At 57.5% G+C, this 19,093-nt stretch carries 13 protein-coding genes and 3 tRNA genes; 6 read left to right on the forward strand and 10 right to left on the reverse strand.

Going from position 1 to position 19,093, the window contains the following annotated elements; translation table 11 throughout:
• Positions 1-8 precede the first annotated feature (8 nt).
• The 5 genes from LY631_RS04535 to LY631_RS04555 form a co-directional block, all read right to left on the reverse strand.
• Positions 9-3,263, reverse strand: a complete 3,255-nt coding sequence (locus LY631_RS04535) for a DEAD/DEAH box helicase family protein (protein WP_274423952.1) — start codon at positions 3,261-3,263, stop codon at positions 9-11.
• Positions 3,264-3,266: 3 nt separating this feature from the next.
• Positions 3,267-6,569 (reverse strand): site-specific DNA-methyltransferase, encoded by a 3,303-nt coding sequence (locus tag LY631_RS04540; protein ID WP_274423953.1) that lies wholly within the window; start codon positions 6,567-6,569, stop codon positions 3,267-3,269.
• 29 nt (positions 6,570-6,598) lie between these two features.
• A complete protein-coding gene (locus LY631_RS04545) occupies positions 6,599-9,448 on the reverse strand; it encodes an SNF2-related protein (protein WP_274423954.1) in 2,850 nt (949 codons plus the stop codon).
• A 33-nt stretch (positions 9,449-9,481) separates the two neighbouring features.
• On the reverse strand, positions 9,482-10,372 hold the full coding sequence (locus tag LY631_RS04550) for a WYL domain-containing protein (RefSeq protein ID WP_274423955.1): 891 nt from the start codon (positions 10,370-10,372) through the stop codon (positions 9,482-9,484).
• Between the two features lie 176 nt (positions 10,373-10,548).
• Entirely contained in the window at positions 10,549-10,764 is a 216-nt protein-coding gene (locus tag LY631_RS04555) for a helix-turn-helix transcriptional regulator (protein ID WP_121987380.1), read from the reverse strand.
• A 486-nt stretch (positions 10,765-11,250) separates the two neighbouring features.
• Here LY631_RS04555 and LY631_RS04560 point away from each other — a divergent pair, with 486 nt between their 5' ends.
• Entirely contained in the window at positions 11,251-11,673 is a 423-nt protein-coding gene (locus tag LY631_RS04560; RefSeq protein ID WP_274423956.1) for an ion channel, read from the forward strand.
• A gap of 76 nt (positions 11,674-11,749) precedes the next feature.
• Here LY631_RS04560 and LY631_RS04565 read toward each other — a convergent pair whose 3' ends face one another.
• The 4 genes from LY631_RS04565 to LY631_RS04580 form a co-directional block, all read right to left on the reverse strand.
• Positions 11,750-12,190 carry a PACE efflux transporter gene (locus tag LY631_RS04565; protein WP_274423957.1) on the reverse strand — a complete coding sequence of 147 codons (441 nt, stop codon included), beginning with the start codon at positions 12,188-12,190 and terminating at the stop codon, positions 11,750-11,752.
• Between the two features lie 585 nt (positions 12,191-12,775).
• Positions 12,776-13,072 (reverse strand): glycine zipper 2TM domain-containing protein, encoded by a 297-nt coding sequence (locus LY631_RS04570; RefSeq protein ID WP_274423958.1) that lies wholly within the window; start codon positions 13,070-13,072, stop codon positions 12,776-12,778.
• Positions 13,073-13,614: 542 nt separating this feature from the next.
• A tRNA-Gly gene (locus LY631_RS04575) sits at positions 13,615-13,688 on the reverse strand.
• Positions 13,689-13,704: 16 nt separating this feature from the next.
• Positions 13,705-13,789: transfer RNA gene (locus LY631_RS04580), tRNA-Tyr, on the reverse strand.
• A 157-nt stretch (positions 13,790-13,946) separates the two neighbouring features.
• Between LY631_RS04580 and rlmB the strand changes: the two genes are divergently transcribed.
• From rlmB to LY631_RS04595, 3 genes are all read left to right on the forward strand, one after another.
• A complete protein-coding gene (rlmB, locus tag LY631_RS04585) occupies positions 13,947-14,777 on the forward strand; it encodes a 23S rRNA (guanosine(2251)-2'-O)-methyltransferase RlmB (protein ID WP_274423959.1) in 831 nt (276 codons plus the stop codon).
• 121 nt (positions 14,778-14,898) lie between these two features.
• The gene (locus LY631_RS04590) at positions 14,899-15,633 is read left to right on the forward strand and encodes a helix-turn-helix transcriptional regulator (protein ID WP_274423960.1); all 735 of its coding nucleotides are present in this window, start codon (positions 14,899-14,901) and stop codon (positions 15,631-15,633) included.
• A 101-nt stretch (positions 15,634-15,734) separates the two neighbouring features.
• Positions 15,735-16,214, forward strand: coding sequence for an MEKHLA domain-containing protein (locus tag LY631_RS04595; protein WP_274423961.1), 480 nt, complete (start codon positions 15,735-15,737; stop codon positions 16,212-16,214).
• Between the two features lie 93 nt (positions 16,215-16,307).
• On the opposite strand, the gene LY631_RS04600 is transcribed toward LY631_RS04595, so the two are convergent.
• Positions 16,308-16,383 (reverse strand) — tRNA-Thr (locus LY631_RS04600).
• A 138-nt stretch (positions 16,384-16,521) separates the two neighbouring features.
• Here LY631_RS04600 and LY631_RS04605 point away from each other — a divergent pair.
• Together LY631_RS04605 and LY631_RS04610 are read left to right on the forward strand one after the other, a co-directional pair.
• Positions 16,522-17,289, forward strand: coding sequence for an NAD kinase (locus LY631_RS04605; RefSeq protein ID WP_274423962.1), 768 nt, complete (start codon positions 16,522-16,524; stop codon positions 17,287-17,289).
• Positions 17,290-17,503: 214 nt separating this feature from the next.
• Positions 17,504-18,919: a DEAD/DEAH box helicase gene (locus LY631_RS04610; protein WP_274424442.1), complete on the forward strand. Its 1,416-nt coding sequence runs from the start codon at positions 17,504-17,506 to the stop codon at positions 18,917-18,919.
• Positions 18,920-19,093 lie beyond the last annotated feature (174 nt).

The following is a 19,093-nucleotide window of genomic DNA, read 5'->3' on the forward strand; positions in this document are numbered from 1 at the left end:
CCCCCCGTCTATGCCGCCATTCGATTTATTATTGAGGCGACGTAGGTGTCTTTTTGATCCTCCATGAACAGCACATGCATGTCCTCCAATTCATGGATCGTCTTGCCCCAGTTCAGCTTGCCGAACCGTGTCGGTGTGACGATAAAGCTGTTCAGTATGACGTTCTCACTGGCGAGCCTTGCCTGGATGCCCTTGATGACCTGATGGAACTCGATCTTCTTGTGGCCAGGGCCTTCATGCTGGAGGCCATGAGGCTCGACGAAAGCCAAGTGCTGTCTGCCGTCCTTCACAAGCCATAGAAGGAAGTCGGGATAGAAGTTTCCTGCCTCAAAGAAGCCCACCCCGCGCCCGCGGCTCTCATTGCGAAGCAAGAATAGTTCAACTCCCTCCGCCGCCAGCCGTGCTTGATCCTTTTCGATGAAGACGCGTAGATCATCCAGGAACTGAAATTCGCTCTCATTCAATGAAACCGGCGCAATCTGGATTTTGCTTCCCTTGGCCGCATGAAGCACGGGCTCGTAGAGATGCGTGCCAAATAGGCAGCCTTTCAAGTCGCCAGTACGCAACACCCCGGCTTTTCGAGCGGATATCTCGCTGGTGAGGTTCTGGATGTCGTTAATGAGCGCTGTTTCGCTGGCATCGACGATTAGCTGGTATTCGTTCGCTTCAGGCAGGCTTCCGTCGCCGGCCTCGATCTCACGGAGCTCAAGGCGTGGCTCGATAAAGGCCGCCTTGCAGTAGTTGTAGTATTCTTCCGAGAATCTCTGCAGTAGCTCCGCCGCCATCTCCTGCCAAAGCGCAACGTTTCCGAAATCCGAGAACTCCATCTTCCCCGAAGGCACGACGACCTTGTACCAGGTCCGGTCAGTGAGCAGCGTCCTGATCATGGACTTGGAAATGTTGAGATTGTGCCAGGTGCGCTCACGCTTGAATTTCTCAAGCCGGAAGAAAAGGTCATCGTAGTCTAGGAAGTCCAGGTGACCATCCTCGAAAACGGTCTCCTCCTTGGTGCCCAGCTTGGTGCCCTTCTTGGACTCAAGAGACTGGATCCGAGGATACCAATCTATCGCGACGCCCTTTTGACGTATCTTTTCTGGAACCAACGTCAGGGCCGGCACAGCGCCGTCCCTCTTGAAATCGTACTCGCGCCCGTCACCGCGCTTCTTTCGGGGGCGCAGCACCTTGAGGCGTTGCCCGAAGTCGTATGTGACCGTCAGCGGAACTGTGAAGACCTGCTTCTGATCGTTGCGGGGCAGCTCTTCCTCTTCGAGGAACTTTCGGAACCGCTCCATGAAGTCGGCCTCGATCCCAAAGACATTCAGGGTCTCGACGTATTGTATGAGCTCCGGTTGATGGGTGGGGGTGGCGAAGCCGCTGCGCTGGAGCGACCAGTCATACCCCTTTAGCCGGACGCCGCGCCCGAAAAGCTGGATGATCTGCGCGCCTTCGCTCTTGCCGACATGCATGAGACCGAGGGTGCTGACGCGCCAGCAATCCCAGCCCTCGACAAAGCGCTTGGAACCGATGAGCAGATTGACCGGGGAACTGGAGAGGTTAATCTGCCCGAACATCGTCTCGGCAAACTCGGATTCCAGGACCGCGACGTTGTCGAACTCCTGCTCAGCGATATGGGTCGCCAAGCCGGATGCATCGCCGACGTTGATAAGTCCGAAAGGCTTTTCGGCCTGACCGACACGCAGCATGATCTCGTTCTCGTCGCCCTTGATCCGGGCAATCGACAACTCACCACCGGCCCGGTTCTGAAAGAGCTTCTCGAGGATGTCGCGGAACAGGTCGCCGGGCTTCCAGCCCTCCCGAAGCATGAGCTGCTGAAGGTAGACGAAACCGCCTGCGAAGATGTCGCCGCCGTTCTCGTCGAGCAGACCGGTTTCCTGTGCGTTGCCGGTGAGGATCCGTTCGATTTCGGCGGCCGACGTACCCTCGCTCTTAAGGAACTCCGCGATGAAGGCGAGGATCTTGCCTACGTCAGAAACTGTGGCCATCTCGGCCTTGGATCCGGTGGCCTTGGTCACGCTGGAGCCGACGAAAACCCAGAGCGGTTTCTCGATGTTGTAGGGCGCATAAATGCCCTGCTTGTCCTCGTAAAGCTTCAGCTGCTGATAAAAGCTCAGAAGGCACGCAGTCAGGTACGAGAACTCAAGCTGGGAGAAGGTCCGCGGAAGGTTGAAGATGCGGTAGTCCTTGCCGTAACCGTCCTCGTAGAAATACCGATAAGAATAGTCGAACAGGATCGTCTTCGCGTAGGATGCCTCGATGTCGGAGCGCTTTGCGGCGGAAACGGCCTCTTTCAGCGTCGCCGAATACTCGAAGACGAAACCCTTCTCTGATAGGCGGGCGCGGCTTCGGAACCAGCCGCGCTCTTCCTGGCTTCCCATGCCGCGATGGGCTTCGTCGACAAGCAGCAGGTTCTGGTCGCCCAGATTGCGCGTCGCAATGACGTTGGGTCCGTCGGCGTCCCCGAGCTTGGTCACCTCGGTGAAGTCCACCTGGCGCAGCCCGTTCTTGCCCGAGGACAACAGGTCGCCGCTGTCGGTCAGCAGGCGCGATGCAACGATGTTGCTGCCCTTCATCTCGCGCGCGTGCTGCAGGGAAAGCTGCTCGTTCGGCGTGATCAGCACCGTCCGCGTCAGGTCGTGCTTGAGCGGCGATTTCGAGGCGTAGTGCCGGAATTGCAGGAAGTTGACGTGCATTAGCAGCGTCTTCCCCGAGCCAGTGGCGTTCTGCAGGCAGAGCTTGTTCAGGTCGTCGAGCTCGTAGGGCGTGATCCCCGTCTCGTATCCCTCATCGGTCCAGTACTTGTCGAAGGCATCGACATAGGCGTTCAGCGCATCCAGCAGCGCAGCGCGATCGGCGAAGAACCGGTCGAGATAGATCTCGGCGAACAGCAGCGAGAGCCACTGGTAGTACTTCCAGACGATCGGCCGGTCGCGCTTTTCGTTGATCGCCAGCGTGTGGCTGACGATGTTGTGCTCGTAGCGGAGCAGGTCGGCCCGCGTGATCTCGGCACCCGCCTGCAGGTGGATGTCCAACGCCTTGTAGAAATGGTGCAGGTTCTCGGCCGTCATGCCCTCCGGCGCGTCCTTCACCGTCTTGGCCAGCGGCTGTACCGGCCGCAGGGTGCGCTTGCCGTCCTTGTGGTCCTTCAGCGGGTCGAAGCCGAACAGGCTGACGATCCACTGGTTGAGCACCAGCTTGTGGCCAAAGGGGAGCGGCTTGATCTTGGACTTGGGCTTTCTCGCCATCGCTCAGCCCTCCACGTCCCACATCGCCTGATGGAAGGCTTCCTCGATCAGGCGCACCTTCCAGGTCTCTTCGGCCTGGCGGAGGTTCGGCAGGTTGTTGGAGCCGTTCACGTAGATCACGTCGAACTCGGTGTCCTGCGCGGAAAGGCGGTACTTCCGGAACCACTCGTCCAGCATCAGGTTGTCCTGCTCGAGATCGCCGGTCAGCTTGCGCCAGACGACCAGCACCTTCTCCCGGTCGTTGTGATCGCCCGGGGTGCGCAGGGTGTAGCCCTCGACCTTGCGGAAGCGCCAGGCGCCGTCATCCGTCTCCTTAAGTGCGCCGTCGAACATCAGCCGCGTGTTCGTGTCGTCCGGCAGCTCGGGATCGACCTCGCGCTTGAAGGCTGCGTCGTAGCCGCGCCAGCGGTCCAGATGCTCGACATGCAGGCCGATCAGCCAGTTGAACGTCTCGACCAGGTCCACGGCCTTCTCGACATACTCGTCCGTGCCAGGCTTCTTGATCTTCAGCTTATAGGCGGTCGGATCGTCGAACCATTCGATGTTCAGCAGCGACGGGCTGCCCTTAGTCTCGAAATCGAGCCAGTAGCGCAGCATATAGTCACGCGAGAAGTCTCCCTTCGCCAGCGACTGACTGGCCGAAGGCCGAACGTGAATATTATTGAGGGTTTCTTCGTAAGTCTCCAATCGCAAGTATTTTATGATGGCCGACACGCCATCGCCAGGTGATGGGACGCCATCGCTCCAAATGCTGGAATAAATAGCCTTTTGAATTCGCGGCAATGTAACTTGACCGAAATACCCCCCCATCTCCATAAGAAAGAAGCGGCGATTGCCCTCGTCTTTGCGGTTCAGGTTCACCACAGCATGGCCGGTCGTACCCGATCCGGCAAAAAAGTCTAGGCAAGTGCCCCTAACATGGGACATGCCTGAAATATGAATGCAATCCTCGACCGCAAAAATAGACTTCGGGTATGAGAAAACATTGTACTCCTTAAATAGTTTCTTCAGTGCTCCAGTTCCATGCTCTGTTGCCGAATACTTTGCATCAGACCATACAGTGAGAGGCAAAACGCCATCTTCATTGGGGCGGAATTTGTAGTATACGGTCCAAGTACCATCCTTTTCTTTGGCTTGGAAATTGGATGGAGTCTCTGTGATGGCCTCAGGCTTCCATCGCCAAGTTCGTTCGACACCATTTTGGTCTATCGGGTAGAATTCCAATTCACCGTCACGCGGGCGCTCTTTTACATCCCAAACGCGCCTTTCCCCATCCCAAGTCATTTGAGGAACGCGAAGAAGCTTCCCGTCAAAATAGATCGGATAATAGAGCGATGGGCGATCCCTGCGCTCAGAGTTTGAGCCTCGCTTGCGGAAAAGCTCCCACATGTAGGCTCCATCTTCATCCCTCTCCCTGTAGCGCGCCATTTGAGCATCGGAACGGGGTAGTAAACCGATCTTTGACGTGGGGTTTCGCTTGAAAAAAATCGCATACTCGTGGGATTGGGCAAAACCAGAAGGAACCGGGCGGCCAGATGGGTTGCTTCTAATGCAAACAGTTCCTGCTTCGTTATCTTTCCCGAAAACTCCCTCAAGAACGAAATGAAGTTCGCGCTGCTGATAATCATCAATGGTAGCGCAGATTATTCCCGTAGACGCTTTCAACAGATTGGCCGCAACTGAGACTCGGTCGTTTATCATCGAAGTCCAGGACGAACTACGATAGCCGTTTTTGTAAGCAATCGGGCCAGCATCTGTGTTGTAGGGAGGGTCAATGTAGATAGCATCGACTGCCGATTCCAGCTTCTTCCGAGCTAGAGACAAGCCCTGGAAGTTCTCGGTGTTCATAAGGACGCCAACGGTCTCGGACTCTATCGCCTCGATCTCGGCCAAAAGACCTTCGCGAAACTGCGCATCGAAGAACCTAGTGTCGAGCAGAAGCGCACTGTTTCTTTGCAGAAAATCTGTCGTCAACGGGGCTGTGTATTCATCCAGAACATCGATTGCAAAAAGTCGGACCCACTCTTCCCGCTGAGCTTCATTCGCCGCAATCTCCTGATAGAACTCCTCCGGGATGCGGTCGAGCGTGATGCAGTACTGGGTGTCGACGACGAACTTCTTCTTCAGCCATAGCCGCTTCTGGAAGTCCTCAAGCTGGGCAAGGAAGTTGATCAGATGCTGGGCGATGCGGCGCAGCACCTTGACCTTGGCCAGGTAGGCTTCCACTCGTGGCGCATCGGCGGACTCGATGTCGTCCAGCCGCATGACCTCATTCTTGATGTAGAAGTCCAGCTCGCGCCGCAGGAACCCGCCCAGGTCCTTGTGGATGAAGTAATCCATCGTGTTCCGGCCCGTGTACTGGGCCAGGTACTTCTCCAACAGCGTCCGGTCCTTCTCGGCCTCGGTCGGCGCCGGGGTCATCAGGGCGGTCACATAGTCACCCGCGCCCTCCAGCTTGGGCAGTAGCGCCTTCACCTTATGGGCCGCTTCCGCCAGGCGTGTCTTGCGCCAGGTGCCTTCCTGGCCGGTCTTCTCGGGGTCCGGGCGGTACTGGAACTGGATCACCAGCTCCGGCTCGCCGGTGTCGCCCGTCTCGATCTTCACCGGCTCGGGCTCGTGGATGATGAAGTAGCGTTCGGTCTGTTCGGTCGCCTTGACGTTGTTGTGCTCGCCCTCGGACGCCGAGACGATCCGGCAGTGGACCTTGAGGGGCTTCTGCTCGACCAGCGCGCCGTGATGCGCCTGGAACTCCTTCGCCTGCGTCGGATCGAAGGTGAAGTTGGTCAGGTACTCGGACGTCTTGATGTAGTACTGGTCGCGGTTGGCCCAGTGCAGATAGACTTCGCGCCCGTCATAGGGGACAGCGTAAGGTGCCGCCTTGCCGTCTGTCTCGCGCGCGAAGTAGCGGCGGCTCATGAAGTCGCCGTTGTCGTAATAGCGCTCGAAGAAGCGGTAGAGGTGATCGTAGACGTCGCCTTCGTTGCTGCCGCTGTCCTTGGCCGCGTCCCAGGCCGCCTTGGATTCCTTCACTTTCGGAGCGGCATCCGGATCGGGTGCGCCGAATTCCTCGGCCTGCTTGCGCGCGGCGTCGTAGGCAGCTTTCGCTTGCTCGACCCGGGCGCCATCCGCCTCGCCGAATGCATCCCGGATGATGCCCAGCAGGTCCTTTTCGAGAAACTTGGTCACCTGGCCCGCCTTCGCATGCATGATGCGATAAAAGCCGAAGTCCAGGTCGGGCTGGTCGAGCTGGAACAGCTCCTTCAGCAGGCTGATCAGGCGTTCTCTCTGTTTCTCGACGTTCGGCATGTGACGGGTTTCTCCTGCGTTCTGTTGGCTCACACCACCGCCCAGCGGACGGTGAAGAGCTCTTGTTTGCTGATGTCTTGTTTAAGGCGGGCTTCCAGGTCGGCGATCATCTGATCTCGTTCTTCGATGATCTCGTCCTCCACCTCAAAGATTCGCTGGCGCAGCCGGCGCTTGGACTTTTCCAGCTCCTGGATCTGCGTCTGGATGCGATGCTGCTGCTCGGGAGATTCGGCCGTTCGCGCCTCGCGCTTGAGCTCAAGGATCCGCGCCTTTGCGTCCTGCAATTCTTTTTCGGCGGCAAACACCTTGTCCTCGGCCCATTTTTCCAGCTTCCGACTTTCCTCGGAAAACCACTGGGCATTCTGCCGCTTCAGCGCCTCGATGACGTCCTGTTCGCGTTGGGCCAGTATGGGATCCAGCAGCGCCCGATCATGCCCGATCTCGCCATCGACTTGTCGGCACGGCATCTCGAACAGGCGTCGAACAATGTCAGGGTCGATATCGCGCCCATCATCCGTCTTGGCCGCGAGCAGGATGTGGTCCTGCTCGTCAAATCCGGAGAAGCTGAGGCATCGGGCGGCGAGGATGCCTGACTGCCCCACCAACGGCTCGATGCTGACCGCCTTGGCTGGCCAGGCGGAATAATCAAACACGAGGGCTGCACCGTTCAGATTGCGCTCGCGAGCCCTGGCAATCACGTGCTGTGCGAGCGGGTGCCCCAAGCGATATCTGTGCTCGCTTAGGCCATTCTTGGCGATACCGTAGCCCCCGGTCGGGACGTCCAAACCGTCGGGCGCGCGCTTCAAGGTGAAGGCGAGGTATTCATCATCGAAGTTGGCGTGCTGCCGCAGCTCGTGCTGGGTAACGACCCACAACATTCTCTCATAGCGCCCGATATACTCTCTGCTCTTGTCCAGATTGAACTTGAGGCGGTCATGGACCTCGGCGTCGAAGTTCTCCAGCAACTTCCGACGCGTATCCTCCATGGCAGCATTGATGTTCTCATCCATCTCAGCGCGTAGACGCTCGAACTCCGTCTCGATCTCATCCGTGGATCGACAATTTTGGTAGATGGTGACGATGCGCTTCTCAAATTCGACGCCAGACTCAACGGCTCCGAGCACCTCGTCCGAAGCGCCGAACACGCCGGAGAACAGCTGAAACTTCTCAGCCAACAGCTCGTAGACGCGCTGATCGGCCGCGTTGTTCTTGTTGAGGAAGTTAATCACGACCACGTCGTAAAGCTGTCCATACCGATGGCAGCGCCCGATCCGTTGCTCAATTCGCTGAGGGTTCCACGGCAGGTCGTAGTTCACGACGATGGAGCAGAATTGCAGGTTGATGCCTTCGGCCGCGGCTTCGGTTGCGATCATGATTGATGCGTGTTCGCGGAAATGCTCCACCAGTGCGGCGCGAATGTCGGCAGTGCGGGAGCCAGTGACGCGATCCGACCCCTTGTGCTTCCGCAACCAATTTTCGTAGATAGCTTTCGACTGAGGATCGCTGTTGGAGCCGTTGAAAAGCACAAGCTTGTCGGCGTACCCGTTTTCGGAAAGCAGTCGTACCAGATACTCCTGCGTCCTGCGCGACTCGGTAAATATGATGGCCTTCTGCGCTGCACCAAGCTCTTGCGTCTTGGCGAAGCCGGCTCTCAACGCGCTCAACAACGCCTGCCCTTTGGCGTTCTCGGAGATTGAAACAGCAAGGTCCCGGAACTCGCGAAGATCTGCGATCTCCTGCTGGATGACCCCAATATCTTCAGCCGTCAGAAGCTCTGGCTCGTCGTCATTGTCCGACCATTCGTCGGCGACCTCTTCATATTCCTCGTAGTCCTCGGACAGTTCTTCTTCGAGCTTCTCCCGAAGGTTCGTGTCATCCCTAAGCTGGCGTTCCAGCTTCCGGGCTAGGGAGTCGAGGGCGCCCGCAATGGCGAAGGTAGAGGAAGCCAACAGCTTGCGCATGATGAGGGTCATCAGCGTCCGCTGGCTAGACGGCAGCGCCTGCAGAGACGGTCGCCGAAGGTATTCCGACACCATGTCGTAGAGCGATTGCTCCGCCTCGCTTGGAACGAACTCTTGGGTGATGGGTATCCGGTTGGTGTAGCGGATGTATTCCAACACCTGTCGGCGCAGAGTACGGTGGCAAACCGGCTGAAGGCGATGCTTCAACTCTTCAAACTGGCCGTCACCGGTCAAACGCGCATATTGCGCTCGAAAGCTCTTCACATCGCCGAATGTGTAGTCATCGATCAGGCTGACGAGACCGTACAACTCCATCAGTGAGTTCTGAAGCGGGGTCGCCGTCAGGAGTACCTTCGGAACATTTGCAAGCGCGCCCTTCAGTGCTCGGCCGATCCGGTTGTCGGGCCTATAGACGTTTCTAAGCCGGTGAGCTTCGTCGATGACCACCAGGTCCCACGGGATGACCATCAGCTCGTCGGCATGTCGCGCGGCGAATTGGAACGAGCAGATAACGAGCTTCTTCTGTTCGAATGGGCGCCGCGCACCATCTTTGGCCAATTTATTGTAGTTCTTTGCCTCTAAGATCAGGGTTGGCAGAAAGAACTTTTCTTCGATTTCCTGCGACCACTGCTTACGCAGATTTGCCGGAGTAATGACGAGGATACGGCGCCTGCCCTCTGTCCATTTCTGCGCCAAGACAAGCCCGGCTTCGATGGTTTTTCCAAGGCCAACCTCGTCGGCCAGAATAGCTCCCTTCGACAGGGGCGACTTGAACGCGAACAAGGCGGCCTCGACCTGATGCGGGTTCAGGTCCACTTGCGCGTCCAAGAGAGCGCCAGCGAGCTTTTCGGCATCGGCAACCGAGTGTCGCTTGCTCAGCTCGAGCGCAAATAGCTTTGCGTGGTATTCAGTAATCAATTGATCGCGCCCCCCGTCCGGAATTCTAGGGTTCTAACCATGGTCAGAACCCGGCGCGGGCAGGAGGCGCATTTGGCCGATCGCGCTTCTGTTTAAGAGTACGATCTGCTGGTCTTGCGGCCGGCGGGCAGATGGGTCGGTGTCGAGACCTAGCCGCTTCAGCGCGTAGTAGAGAAGCGCCTTGCGAACCGGGATCGTGGCCCTTCCGCTGCGCATTCCGTAGTCGAGCGCGATGACCTTTTGCTGCGTCTCAGACAGTTCAGGATGCGGTCCGATCTCCAAAGTGACATGCTCGTTCCAGTCGGCATCCCCTTCAGCGCTGATCTCGCTCGGCTTGGTGTTACGGGTCTCGATGATCCGCGAGAGAAGGAAGTCCTTGAAGCTCTGGTCGGTGAGACAGAAGGCCCGTGTATGCCAGCGGAAACCGTCGAACCCGATCGCGTGTGGCGCAATCCAGCGCCAGCGCGGCTCCGGCCGGGACAGGGACTGGTATTTGACCTCGATGGCTTCTGATCGGCGAATTGCGGCGACCACCGAACGTAGCGTTTGGGCGTTGACGCCCCGCACTGGCGTCGGCGCGAAGTCATAGGACGGAAACTCGCCGATCCAGGCGTCAGCACGGTCGAGGATGCCGTCGGCGACAGAACGAAGCTGAGAGAGGTAACGGCTGGCGTCGGGCTTCAGAAACAAGGGGGCGAACTTGCTGCCTCTGATGTAGGTCCGGGCGCTCTTGTCGTAGACCATGTTGTCCGGAGCCATTCCGATGTAGCGGTTCAGGTCGGTGGACGCCTGGTTCACCGACACACTGAACGCATCCATCAGATCGCCCCGATTCACATGCCCCTCCCAAAACAGGCGGAACTCGATGAATTCGAGCCGACGCTCGACGCCCCACCGAAGATCAGCCTTCTCTGTTCCCACCATGCACTCCCAGTGACATGATCCGACCTGAAACTAGGTGCGCCCAGTTTCTGGATTTTCGATCAAGCTAACTGAGAAGCGGTGTGGGTTCAATCGAAATTGGTAGCGTCTGTAAGCAAGCAAGGGAGAGGGAGGGGATAGCGGCGGCGCCTCGGCCGGCCGCCATCCTGGAGCTATGGTCACGCGCCCGCTTGCTGAGCCTGGCCAGGGCCGGAGGTGCTGGACCGGATCATCGCCTGCTCGTATTCCTCGATGTCACACAAGCGGTAGACGACCCGGCCGCCGAGTTTGACGAAGCGTGGCCCGTCCCCAATCCACCGCCACCGCTCAAGAGTACGAGGGCTAATCCGCCAGCGTGCGGCCAACTCCATTTGGTTCATGTGTACTGCCTTCATTTCCGTTTCCTTTCGCTCAGGCCAGTTTGACTGCGACACGACGAAGGCGTGACTGGAAAACACTATCAAGGTCATACTGGCGTGAGCGGCGAAACAGGGGTGTTGCGGTGCCTCGTCTTGAACAGAGAAGTTCCACGAAAGCGAAGATTCACCTACGAATACGAAGGCGTGCTGGCGCGATGTGGGTCATACTTCAAGCGAGTTTGTCGAAGAGTCCTTTCCCTCCGCCATCCTCATCGATTTCATTGCGTTTTTTGACAGAGCAGGAGGAAATCGAGACTGGCTGACGGCCTCATGGAAAGAAGCAAAGGCGCTTTAACGCCCGCTACCGATGAACGTCTTACGAGGGTCGACGCTCCGCGTTCGCCCGAGGCGCAGGCCGACATCCAGCAGGCACTGTTATGATCCAGAGCTGCGCCGTCGAATAGCCGTGCGGAACAAAATCACTGCTCTCCTGAGTTGTCGCATTCTACTCAGGAGATTCATATGATTGTCACAACTGTTCTGTCGCTTGGCCTTGTGATGCTGTCGGTCCTCATCCACTACGAAGCTTTGCACGTCACCAACGCACTGCTCCCAAGGCAGGAGGACCACAATCGCTCGCGCATACTTGTGGCGTTCACGGGCGTTCTTTGCGCCCACCTCCTCTCGGTTTTGATCTTCGCGGCCACCTATGCGTACATCAGTTCTATTCGGAGCTTGGGGGCGCTAGCCGGAAAGCTCGAGGGCGGCTTCAGCGACTTCGTCTACTTCTCCCTTATGAGCTTCACGACACTTGGGGTCGGAGACATCTACGCCACCGGACCTATGAGGATCATTGCCGGGTTTCAGGCGCTGAACGGGTTCGTGCTGATCGGCTGGTCCGCTTCATTCGCCTATGTGGTTATGCAGAAGACGGATACTAGTTGAGCTCATCCTGATCCATGGAAACGGTTCGAGAGCCTCGCCGACCGTAGGGCCAGCGGGCCGACTGTCGGCTGACCTGCTAGTCGGCCTCTGCGGCCGCTGAGTGAATTGTCGGTAACGGAAAAACGATGTCGTATACCCAATTAAAAACAAACGCATAGATCACGTAGAAAAACGCAAAAGAGACGTCGATCGTGAAGGCATGGAACAAGGAAACGCCGAGATACCATGCGATGAACGGCATTAGCGCTACCAACAATCCTGTCTCGAAAAGCAGCGCATGCAAAACGCGTACGGGCAGAGTTTTGCGCACGTCACCCGCTAGCCTTAACATTACATGGTCAAACATGAGGTTGAACACGTAGTTCCAGCATGTCGCGATTGTCGCGCTGACAACGGCAACTACGCCGATATCATGCACGGAAGTGCCGAACGCCCACGCACCGAGAGGCGTGATAAGGATCAATCCAATTATCTCGAAAGAGATTGCGTGACGAATGCGGTCTTTAGCGTTGCGCATTGACGCTCCCCAATTGTGTTCGGGTCGTCCCGATCAAAATTTTCCAGATTGGGGAGGTCGTCCTCACTCCGCACGAATATATTCTCGCTGTTTGCCAATACAACCCCTCTATCGGAGCAGAACATACGTGCGACATCGAAGCGGGGCATCGCTCTGGCGCGAGAACTCAGCGGAAAAGTCGGGCATGTGACAACCGCGACCAACCGCTGGCGAGCGGCTGCAGTCACCGCGCGGCGCGTTCACCCTTATCTCGAATAGGTTGATCCCGACATCTGTGCATTACGTTATCAGAACACCGCCCTGCGACAATCCGTAGGCCTTGCCGTGGTCTGAACGACACTATCTCGCACACGCCGGCGATCTCCTCCTCTCAGATGCGATGCCGATACCCAAACGGCACCTTCTCCTCCTGCCCCGTTGTCGAATTGAGCCCGCTGCCAACTCCTCCCGGCAGCGGGCTTTTTCATTTCTTACGTAAAAACCCCTCCCGCGTTTCGGCGGAAGGGGCTTGCGAGCTGTCACACGGCCTCGGCATAGCGATGGCCGCGCAACTCAAAACGATCACGACTCGCCGTTGTAATACTGCTAATAGTTGCACGGCGCTGTGTAGATGCTGCCGTTAGCAGCCTGATAGCGACAAAGTTCCTGAGCCTGCCGCTGCGGCGCTGTCGCCGAGCCAATGACGCCACCGAGAATAGCGCCGCCTGCTGCTCCAGCTAGTGTGCTCTTTGTATCGCGGCCGAGTGCTTGACCAGCAAGAGCCCCAGCGCCTGCTCCTAGCACAGCCCCCGTCCCCGCACGTTGCTGTTGTTCAGTCGCACAGCCAGCCAGTGCCATCGCTAAAAGAACCACCGGAGCAAATGCACTCTTACGAATTTTCATGGTCGATTCTCTCCATAACGCCCAATGCGGCAACCTGACAGCAGGAAGCGCGGAAGCACAAGAGCGTTTGTAGAAAAAAGCGCTGCAAGTGCCGCAGGGGGTTTGCTGTGATGGTGCGGTGGCTGTACTTGATTTCGGCTTGGCCGCACCCGCTAGCAAGGACCCGCCAGAGCCTATTGGATGGTTTGCCCGGTGGCGGAGGGTCAGTCCTGTCGGACTCGGACATCGTGGACTGTCCCGGAGGCGGTGGTGCGTCAGACTTCGATGTGATGTACCCCACCTGGACCAATTAATGTAACAAAAATGGCATCATGAAGTGTGGGGTTCGCTTCCTTATCTGGAAGCATGCGATGCTTCTCCTCCCAGAGCATCGCGTGTTCCCCTCTGGAAGGTTTTGACCTTCAATTTGCCGGGCCAGCAGGGCCCGGCTTTTTTATTGAACGAGGTTCCCGCTCAGGCCTAAAGAGACCGCGGCCCGTCCCATTCGAGGGAATTTTACTGGGAATGCGCGTGATTCACTTCGATAAGTGCTGCTGACATCCTGGAGCGGGTAGCGGGAATCGAACCCGCATATTCAGCTTGGAAGGCTGCTGCTCTACCATTGAGCTATACCCGCACTGCCGGCCGGCAAATGGTGGAGGGGGTTGGATTCGAACCAACGTAGGCGAAGCCAGCGGATTTACAGTCCGCCTCCTTTAACCACTCGGACACCCCTCCGTATCGGGCCGGGCCCGTGTATATGGGAAACCGCCGCTACCATTCAATGGCGCCGTCAGCTTCCGCGACGCCTTATGGCTATGAGTGGTGATCCTGTCAACACGTGCTACACGGATTTTCCGTATGCGCACGCACCATTCTTGGATATACGAACCGCATGAATGATCAGAGAAAAAACGGCACGGCAAAAGACGGGCATTATGCGCGGCTGAGACGTGCTCACCGCGACCAGTCCCGCAGCGGTTCACAGGAGACCGACAGCAAGGCGGTATATCTTTACGGGCTGCACACGGTTCGCGCCGCACTCGACAATCCCGCGCGAACGGTGAAGCGAATGCTCGTGACACGAAACGCCGCGCAGCGTCTGGAACTCGGTGCTTTGGAAGACCTCCCCTTCCCCGCCGAACTCGTCGAGCCGAAGAAGATTGACGCGGTTATTGGTGCCGAGGCAGTTCATCAGGGCGTTATAATTGAGGTGGAGGCGCGGCCAGCCAAACCGTTATCGGCTTTGGGTGAAGCTACACTCGTTCTGGTGCTCGACCAGGTGACGGACCCGCATAACGTTGGTGCGATCATGCGATCCGCCGTCGCCTTCGGCGCGGATGCGCTCGTGACGACGACTCGCCACCGGCCGGCGGAATCGGGAGTACTTGCTAAGGCTGCATCTGGTGCATTGGAGCATATTGAACACATCGAAGTGCGCAATCTCGCAAACGCGCTGGAAGAATTGCACACTGCCGGGTTCCAGACCATCGGTCTTGACTCCGATGGGGACCTTGCGCTGGAGAAAGCGCTTGAGGCAGATAAGCTCGCTCTTGTCCTCGGTGCAGAGGGAAAGGGTTTGCGACAGAAGACACGCGAGACCGTGACAACCCTCGCCCGGCTTGACATGCCCGGCGCGATCCGCTCGCTCAACGTCTCGAATGCGGCCGCCATTTCGCTCTATGTCTCGCGGCAACATCTTACCGCTCGGAATGTCGGCGGGTAACAGGAATGTAGATGCGGCACCGTCGCTCTAAGGAACCGCATCTCCCAGGCTGTTATTGGACTATACCGCGCCGGGCCACCTATCTCCCGCGGGAATTTACGGTGAGCGGGAAACATAGTGCATGCAGCGCTTCAACAGAACACATGCAGCCCTCTCCTACGCTGAAGACATGGAAGCGGTGGACTGCTTCGACCAGTTCGCCGCTGCGACGGAACGCGCGATGGAGACTTTCGGGTTCAGGCACTTTGTGATCGCGGAATTACCCCTGCCTGCCGAAAAGCTGGAAGACCTGATCCTACTGAAGAGTTGCCCGCGGGAGTGGTTTGAGCTCTATGTTCAGAACGATTACGCTAAAGCCGATCCTGTAGCGAACCACTGTCACAACTGCCAATTCCCGTTTCTCTGGTCCGATGCGCCGTACGATGGAAAGCGTGAACCACGTGCCCACGAGGTCATGTCCCTTGCCCGCGACTTCGGTATGCCGCAGGGGCTCTGCGTGCCCGCCCGATCTTTCTCTCGCGATCTCTGTCTCTCCGTTGCTGTTGATCAAGTGGAGTTACCCGCAGAGGCGCGACCGGCCCTCCATTTCGTTGCGCTATATGCAATCGAGACTGCGCTTCGGTTGAGGAAGCCTCCGGCAGAACCAAAGGGAAAGGCTTTGACTGGACGGGAATCAGAGATTCTTGTTTGGGCGGCAGCAGGGAAATCCGCGACGGAAACGGCAGACATTCTGAACATTACAGAACGAACGGTAACGGCGCACGCCGTCAACGCCATGAACAAACTCGGGGCCGCTAACAAGACCCAGGCGGTCGTACGCGCCATACAGCGTCGCTATATACCCCTCGACTTATAGTCTGGAACTATCGGTAGTCTTTCAGCAGCGGTGATCATCACCTAAGGTGAACAAAATCTCGCGTAGAGATATCGGCGATCGATCGGCGGAAAGGAGGATGCATGAAGTCGCATGCGGACGAGGCGCAGCAGTCTCCCATTCTGGATTACGACTTTTTCGAGGTGTTGGTGGAGAGCCATGTTCGCCTGGTTGGCCGCTCTTTCCTGCCGCCCGACGCGACCCCAGATTGGCTCTATTACAATGCTCCTTTTGCCGTTCTTGCGCACGGCACTGGGAATGATCCGGTTTTTGCTTACGCAAACAAAACAGCCCAGCACTGTTTCGAATACACATGGGATGATATCACGGTCTTGCCGTCTCGTCTCTCCGCCGAAGCGCCGGAACGCGCCGAACGAGAGCGCCTGTTGGAAGCAGTTTCTCGGCAGGGCTATATTGAGAACTATCGCGGTATCCGCGTTGCCAGATCCGGACGGCGATTCGAGATTTCCGACGGTGTCGTATGGCAGCTGATCGATCAAACCGGCACGCCGAGAGGACAGGCGGCACGTTTTTCCTCGTGGCAAGACCTACCCCTGCCCTAACTTTTCCCTCGCTTCGCGGTCGCGTGTAGCGGTGGAGTGGCCGCCGTGGAGGTCCTTGGAGGTTAACGCGAGGCAGGGGCGGACACCCCCTTGTGGTGCCCCCGGACGGACTCGAACCGCCGACCCCCTGATTACAAATCAGGTGCTCTACCAACTGAGCTACAAGGGCACGGAGCTGCGAATATCATATTCAGCGTGGGAAGGAAACGAATTCTCGCAGGCTTTTGCGAAGATCGGAAAAGCAGCTTTGCAGGCAGATAGATCGCGTGCTACGGCGTTTCCCGCTCCACGGAAGTGAATTGTCGCCATGACCCAACCAGCTCTTGCTTTCGTTTCGGCAGATACCGAAGATGCGAGGACCGCTGCCGCAAGGCTTTCGGTTCTCTACGGCCAGGAACGTCCGGAAGATGCGGATGTCATTGTCGCACTGGGCGGCGATGGATTCATGCTGCAGACCCTGCGCGAGACGATCGGATCGGAAAAAAAGATCTATGGTATGAATCGTGGGACCGTCGGTTTCATGATGAATGAGTTCCGAGAGGATGGTCTGCGCGAGCGCATTGCCGAGGCAATTGCCGAGACCGTTCGGCCACTGGAAATGGCCGCGACCGATTGCACTGGGAAAACAACGAAAGCTCTTGCTATCAACGAGGTTTCCCTACTGCGGCAATCATATCAAGCGGCGAAAATCCAAATCGATATCGACGGAAAAACCCGCCTCGAAGAGCTTATCTGCGACGGAATTATGGTGGCTACACCGGCTGGTTCGACAGCCTACAACCTATCAGCACATGGACCGATACTACCGCTGGATGCCCCGCTGCTTGCACTCACACCTGTCAGTCCATTCCGCCCACGCCGCTGGCGCGGCGCGCTTCTGCCGAACCAGTCCACAGTGGAGTTGACGATTCTTGAGCCGGAAAAGCGCCCCGTCAATGCAGTGGCGGATCACGAGGAAATCAAATCGGTCGAAACCGTCCGCGTTCGGGAATCCCACGACTTGACCGCGACGATCTTGTTTGATGCAAGCCATTCCTGGGATGAGCGCATCTTGTCGGAACAATTCCGTTATTAACGCCGTTTTTTCACCAAGCCAGAAGGTTTGGCTGCAAATTTAGCGCTAAAAGATGCCGCTCTAGGTGGATGCGGTTGACAATCCGGATACCACGGCTTAGGCCCACGACGAGCGGCACATCAACTTGGACGTAAGGTGCGACATTTAAAGTCGTGCAAGAAAGCAAAAAGACAGCCAATACGTGTCAGAAACACAAGATACCGCGCAAGACGCCGTGACTTTTGATGGCCTCGGCTTGTCGCCGAAAGTACTTTCGGCCGTTGTGGACGCTGGGTATACGACGCCCACACCAATCCAGTCAGGTGCCATCCCGCACGCATTAAACGGCAAGGATGTTTTGGGGATTGCGCAGACGGGGACGGGCAAGACCGCCTCCTTCGTTCTGCCGATGTTGACGAGACTGGAGCGCGGCCGTGCCCGAGCTCGCATGCCGCGTACTTTAATCCTTGAGCCGACGCGGGAACTTGCGGCGCAGGTGGAAGAGAACTTTACGAAATACGGAAAGAACCACCGCCTGAATATTTCTCTGCTGATCGGCGGAGTCTCATTTGACGAGCAGGAGCGGAAGCTCGAACGGGGCGCCGATGTTCTGATTGCCACGCCCGGCCGCCTGATCGATCATTTCGAGCGTGGCAAGCTGTTGCTGACGGGCGTGGAAATCCTGGTCATTGATGAAGCCGACCGGATGCTCGATATGGGATTCATCCCGGATATCGAACGTATCTGTAAGATGATCCCCTTTACCCGGCAAACTCTGTTTTTCTCGGCTACCATGCCGCCGGAGATTACGAAGCTGACCCAACAGTTTCTGCAGGCGCCGGTGCGGGTAGAGGTTTCGAAGCCCGCGAGCACCGGTGTGAACATTTCTCAACATCTGGTCAAGTCGGGTTCGAAGCCCTGGGCGAAGCGAGCTCGTCTGCGCGAGTTGATCCTCGCGGAGGGCGATGATCTGAAGAACGCCATTATTTTTTGCAACCGCAAAACGGATGTGGCGACACTATTCCAATCCCTGGTGCGGCACGAGTTCGATGCCGGTGCCCTGCACGGCGACATGGACCAGCGCGCGCGTATGACGATGCTGGAGAACTTCCGGCGCGGTAACCTGAGCCTTCTGGTCGCCTCGGATGTCGCAGCGCGCGGACTCGATATCCCTGACGTGAGCCATATCTTCAATTTCGACGTGCCGACACACTCGGAAGATTATGTGCACCGCATTGGCCGGACCGGCCGGGCCGGCCGCTCAGGCAAGGCGTTCACTCTTGTCACCCGAAGTGAAGAAAAGTACGTGCAGGGTATCGAAAAGCTGATCGGCCAGGATATAAAATGGCTGGACGGCGATCTGAGCACTCTCAACGAAACGGACGAGCCGCAGGAGAGGCCCAAGCGCGGGCGCACGGACAAGACACGCGATAAGCGTAAAGACGTAAGATCTGGAAAAGCGGAAGAGCCGGACAAAAAGGACGTCGAACCGAAAGAGAAACCGGCCGCACAATCCCAGGACAGAAACGGCGTAGCGCGGGCTAACGATCAAAAGAAACCGGATCGACAGAAGTCGAAGAAGGAGCCGGAGGCGCCAATCGGCTTCGGCGATAATGTACCCGACTTCATGAAGGTTCCAGGTAAGGTGTAAGACCGGCCTCCCCGTGGTGTTGCGGGTTTGAGATGCTGGTGTTCCTACGGCGTGGCGAGCCGGCCACGTCAAGCATCACGCCACGTGAACAGCTAGAGCTAGCGACGCGAAAGCGCAGCCCTCAGAATATTGCCCCCAAATATACGGCAGCTGCGAAGGAGGAGTTGCGTAGAG

The organism is Chelativorans sp. YIM 93263 (assembly GCF_028767125.1).
Lineage (GTDB): Bacteria > Pseudomonadota > Alphaproteobacteria > Rhizobiales > Rhizobiaceae > Chelativorans.

Coding starts and splice junctions, on each gene's coding strand:
- LY631_RS04535 (WP_274423952.1), bottom strand. CDS start 3,263: ATGGCGAGAAAGCCCAAGTCCAAGATCAAGCCGCTCCCCTTTGGCCAC.
- LY631_RS04540 (WP_274423953.1), bottom strand. CDS start 6,569: ATGCCGAACGTCGAGAAACAGAGAGAACGCCTGATCAGCCTGCTGAAG.
- LY631_RS04550 (WP_274423955.1), bottom strand. CDS start 10,372: ATGGTGGGAACAGAGAAGGCTGATCTTCGGTGGGGCGTCGAGCGTCGG.
- LY631_RS04555 (WP_121987380.1), bottom strand. CDS start 10,764: ATGAAGGCAGTACACATGAACCAAATGGAGTTGGCCGCACGCTGGCGG.
- LY631_RS04560 (WP_274423956.1), top strand. CDS start 11,251: ATGATTGTCACAACTGTTCTGTCGCTTGGCCTTGTGATGCTGTCGGTC.
- LY631_RS04565 (WP_274423957.1), bottom strand. CDS start 12,190: ATGCGCAACGCTAAAGACCGCATTCGTCACGCAATCTCTTTCGAGATA.
- LY631_RS04570 (WP_274423958.1), bottom strand. CDS start 13,072: ATGAAAATTCGTAAGAGTGCATTTGCTCCGGTGGTTCTTTTAGCGATG.
- rlmB (WP_274423959.1), top strand. CDS start 13,947: ATGAATGATCAGAGAAAAAACGGCACGGCAAAAGACGGGCATTATGCG.
- LY631_RS04590 (WP_274423960.1), top strand. CDS start 14,899: ATGCAGCGCTTCAACAGAACACATGCAGCCCTCTCCTACGCTGAAGAC.
- LY631_RS04595 (WP_274423961.1), top strand. CDS start 15,735: ATGAAGTCGCATGCGGACGAGGCGCAGCAGTCTCCCATTCTGGATTAC.
- LY631_RS04605 (WP_274423962.1), top strand. CDS start 16,522: ATGACCCAACCAGCTCTTGCTTTCGTTTCGGCAGATACCGAAGATGCG.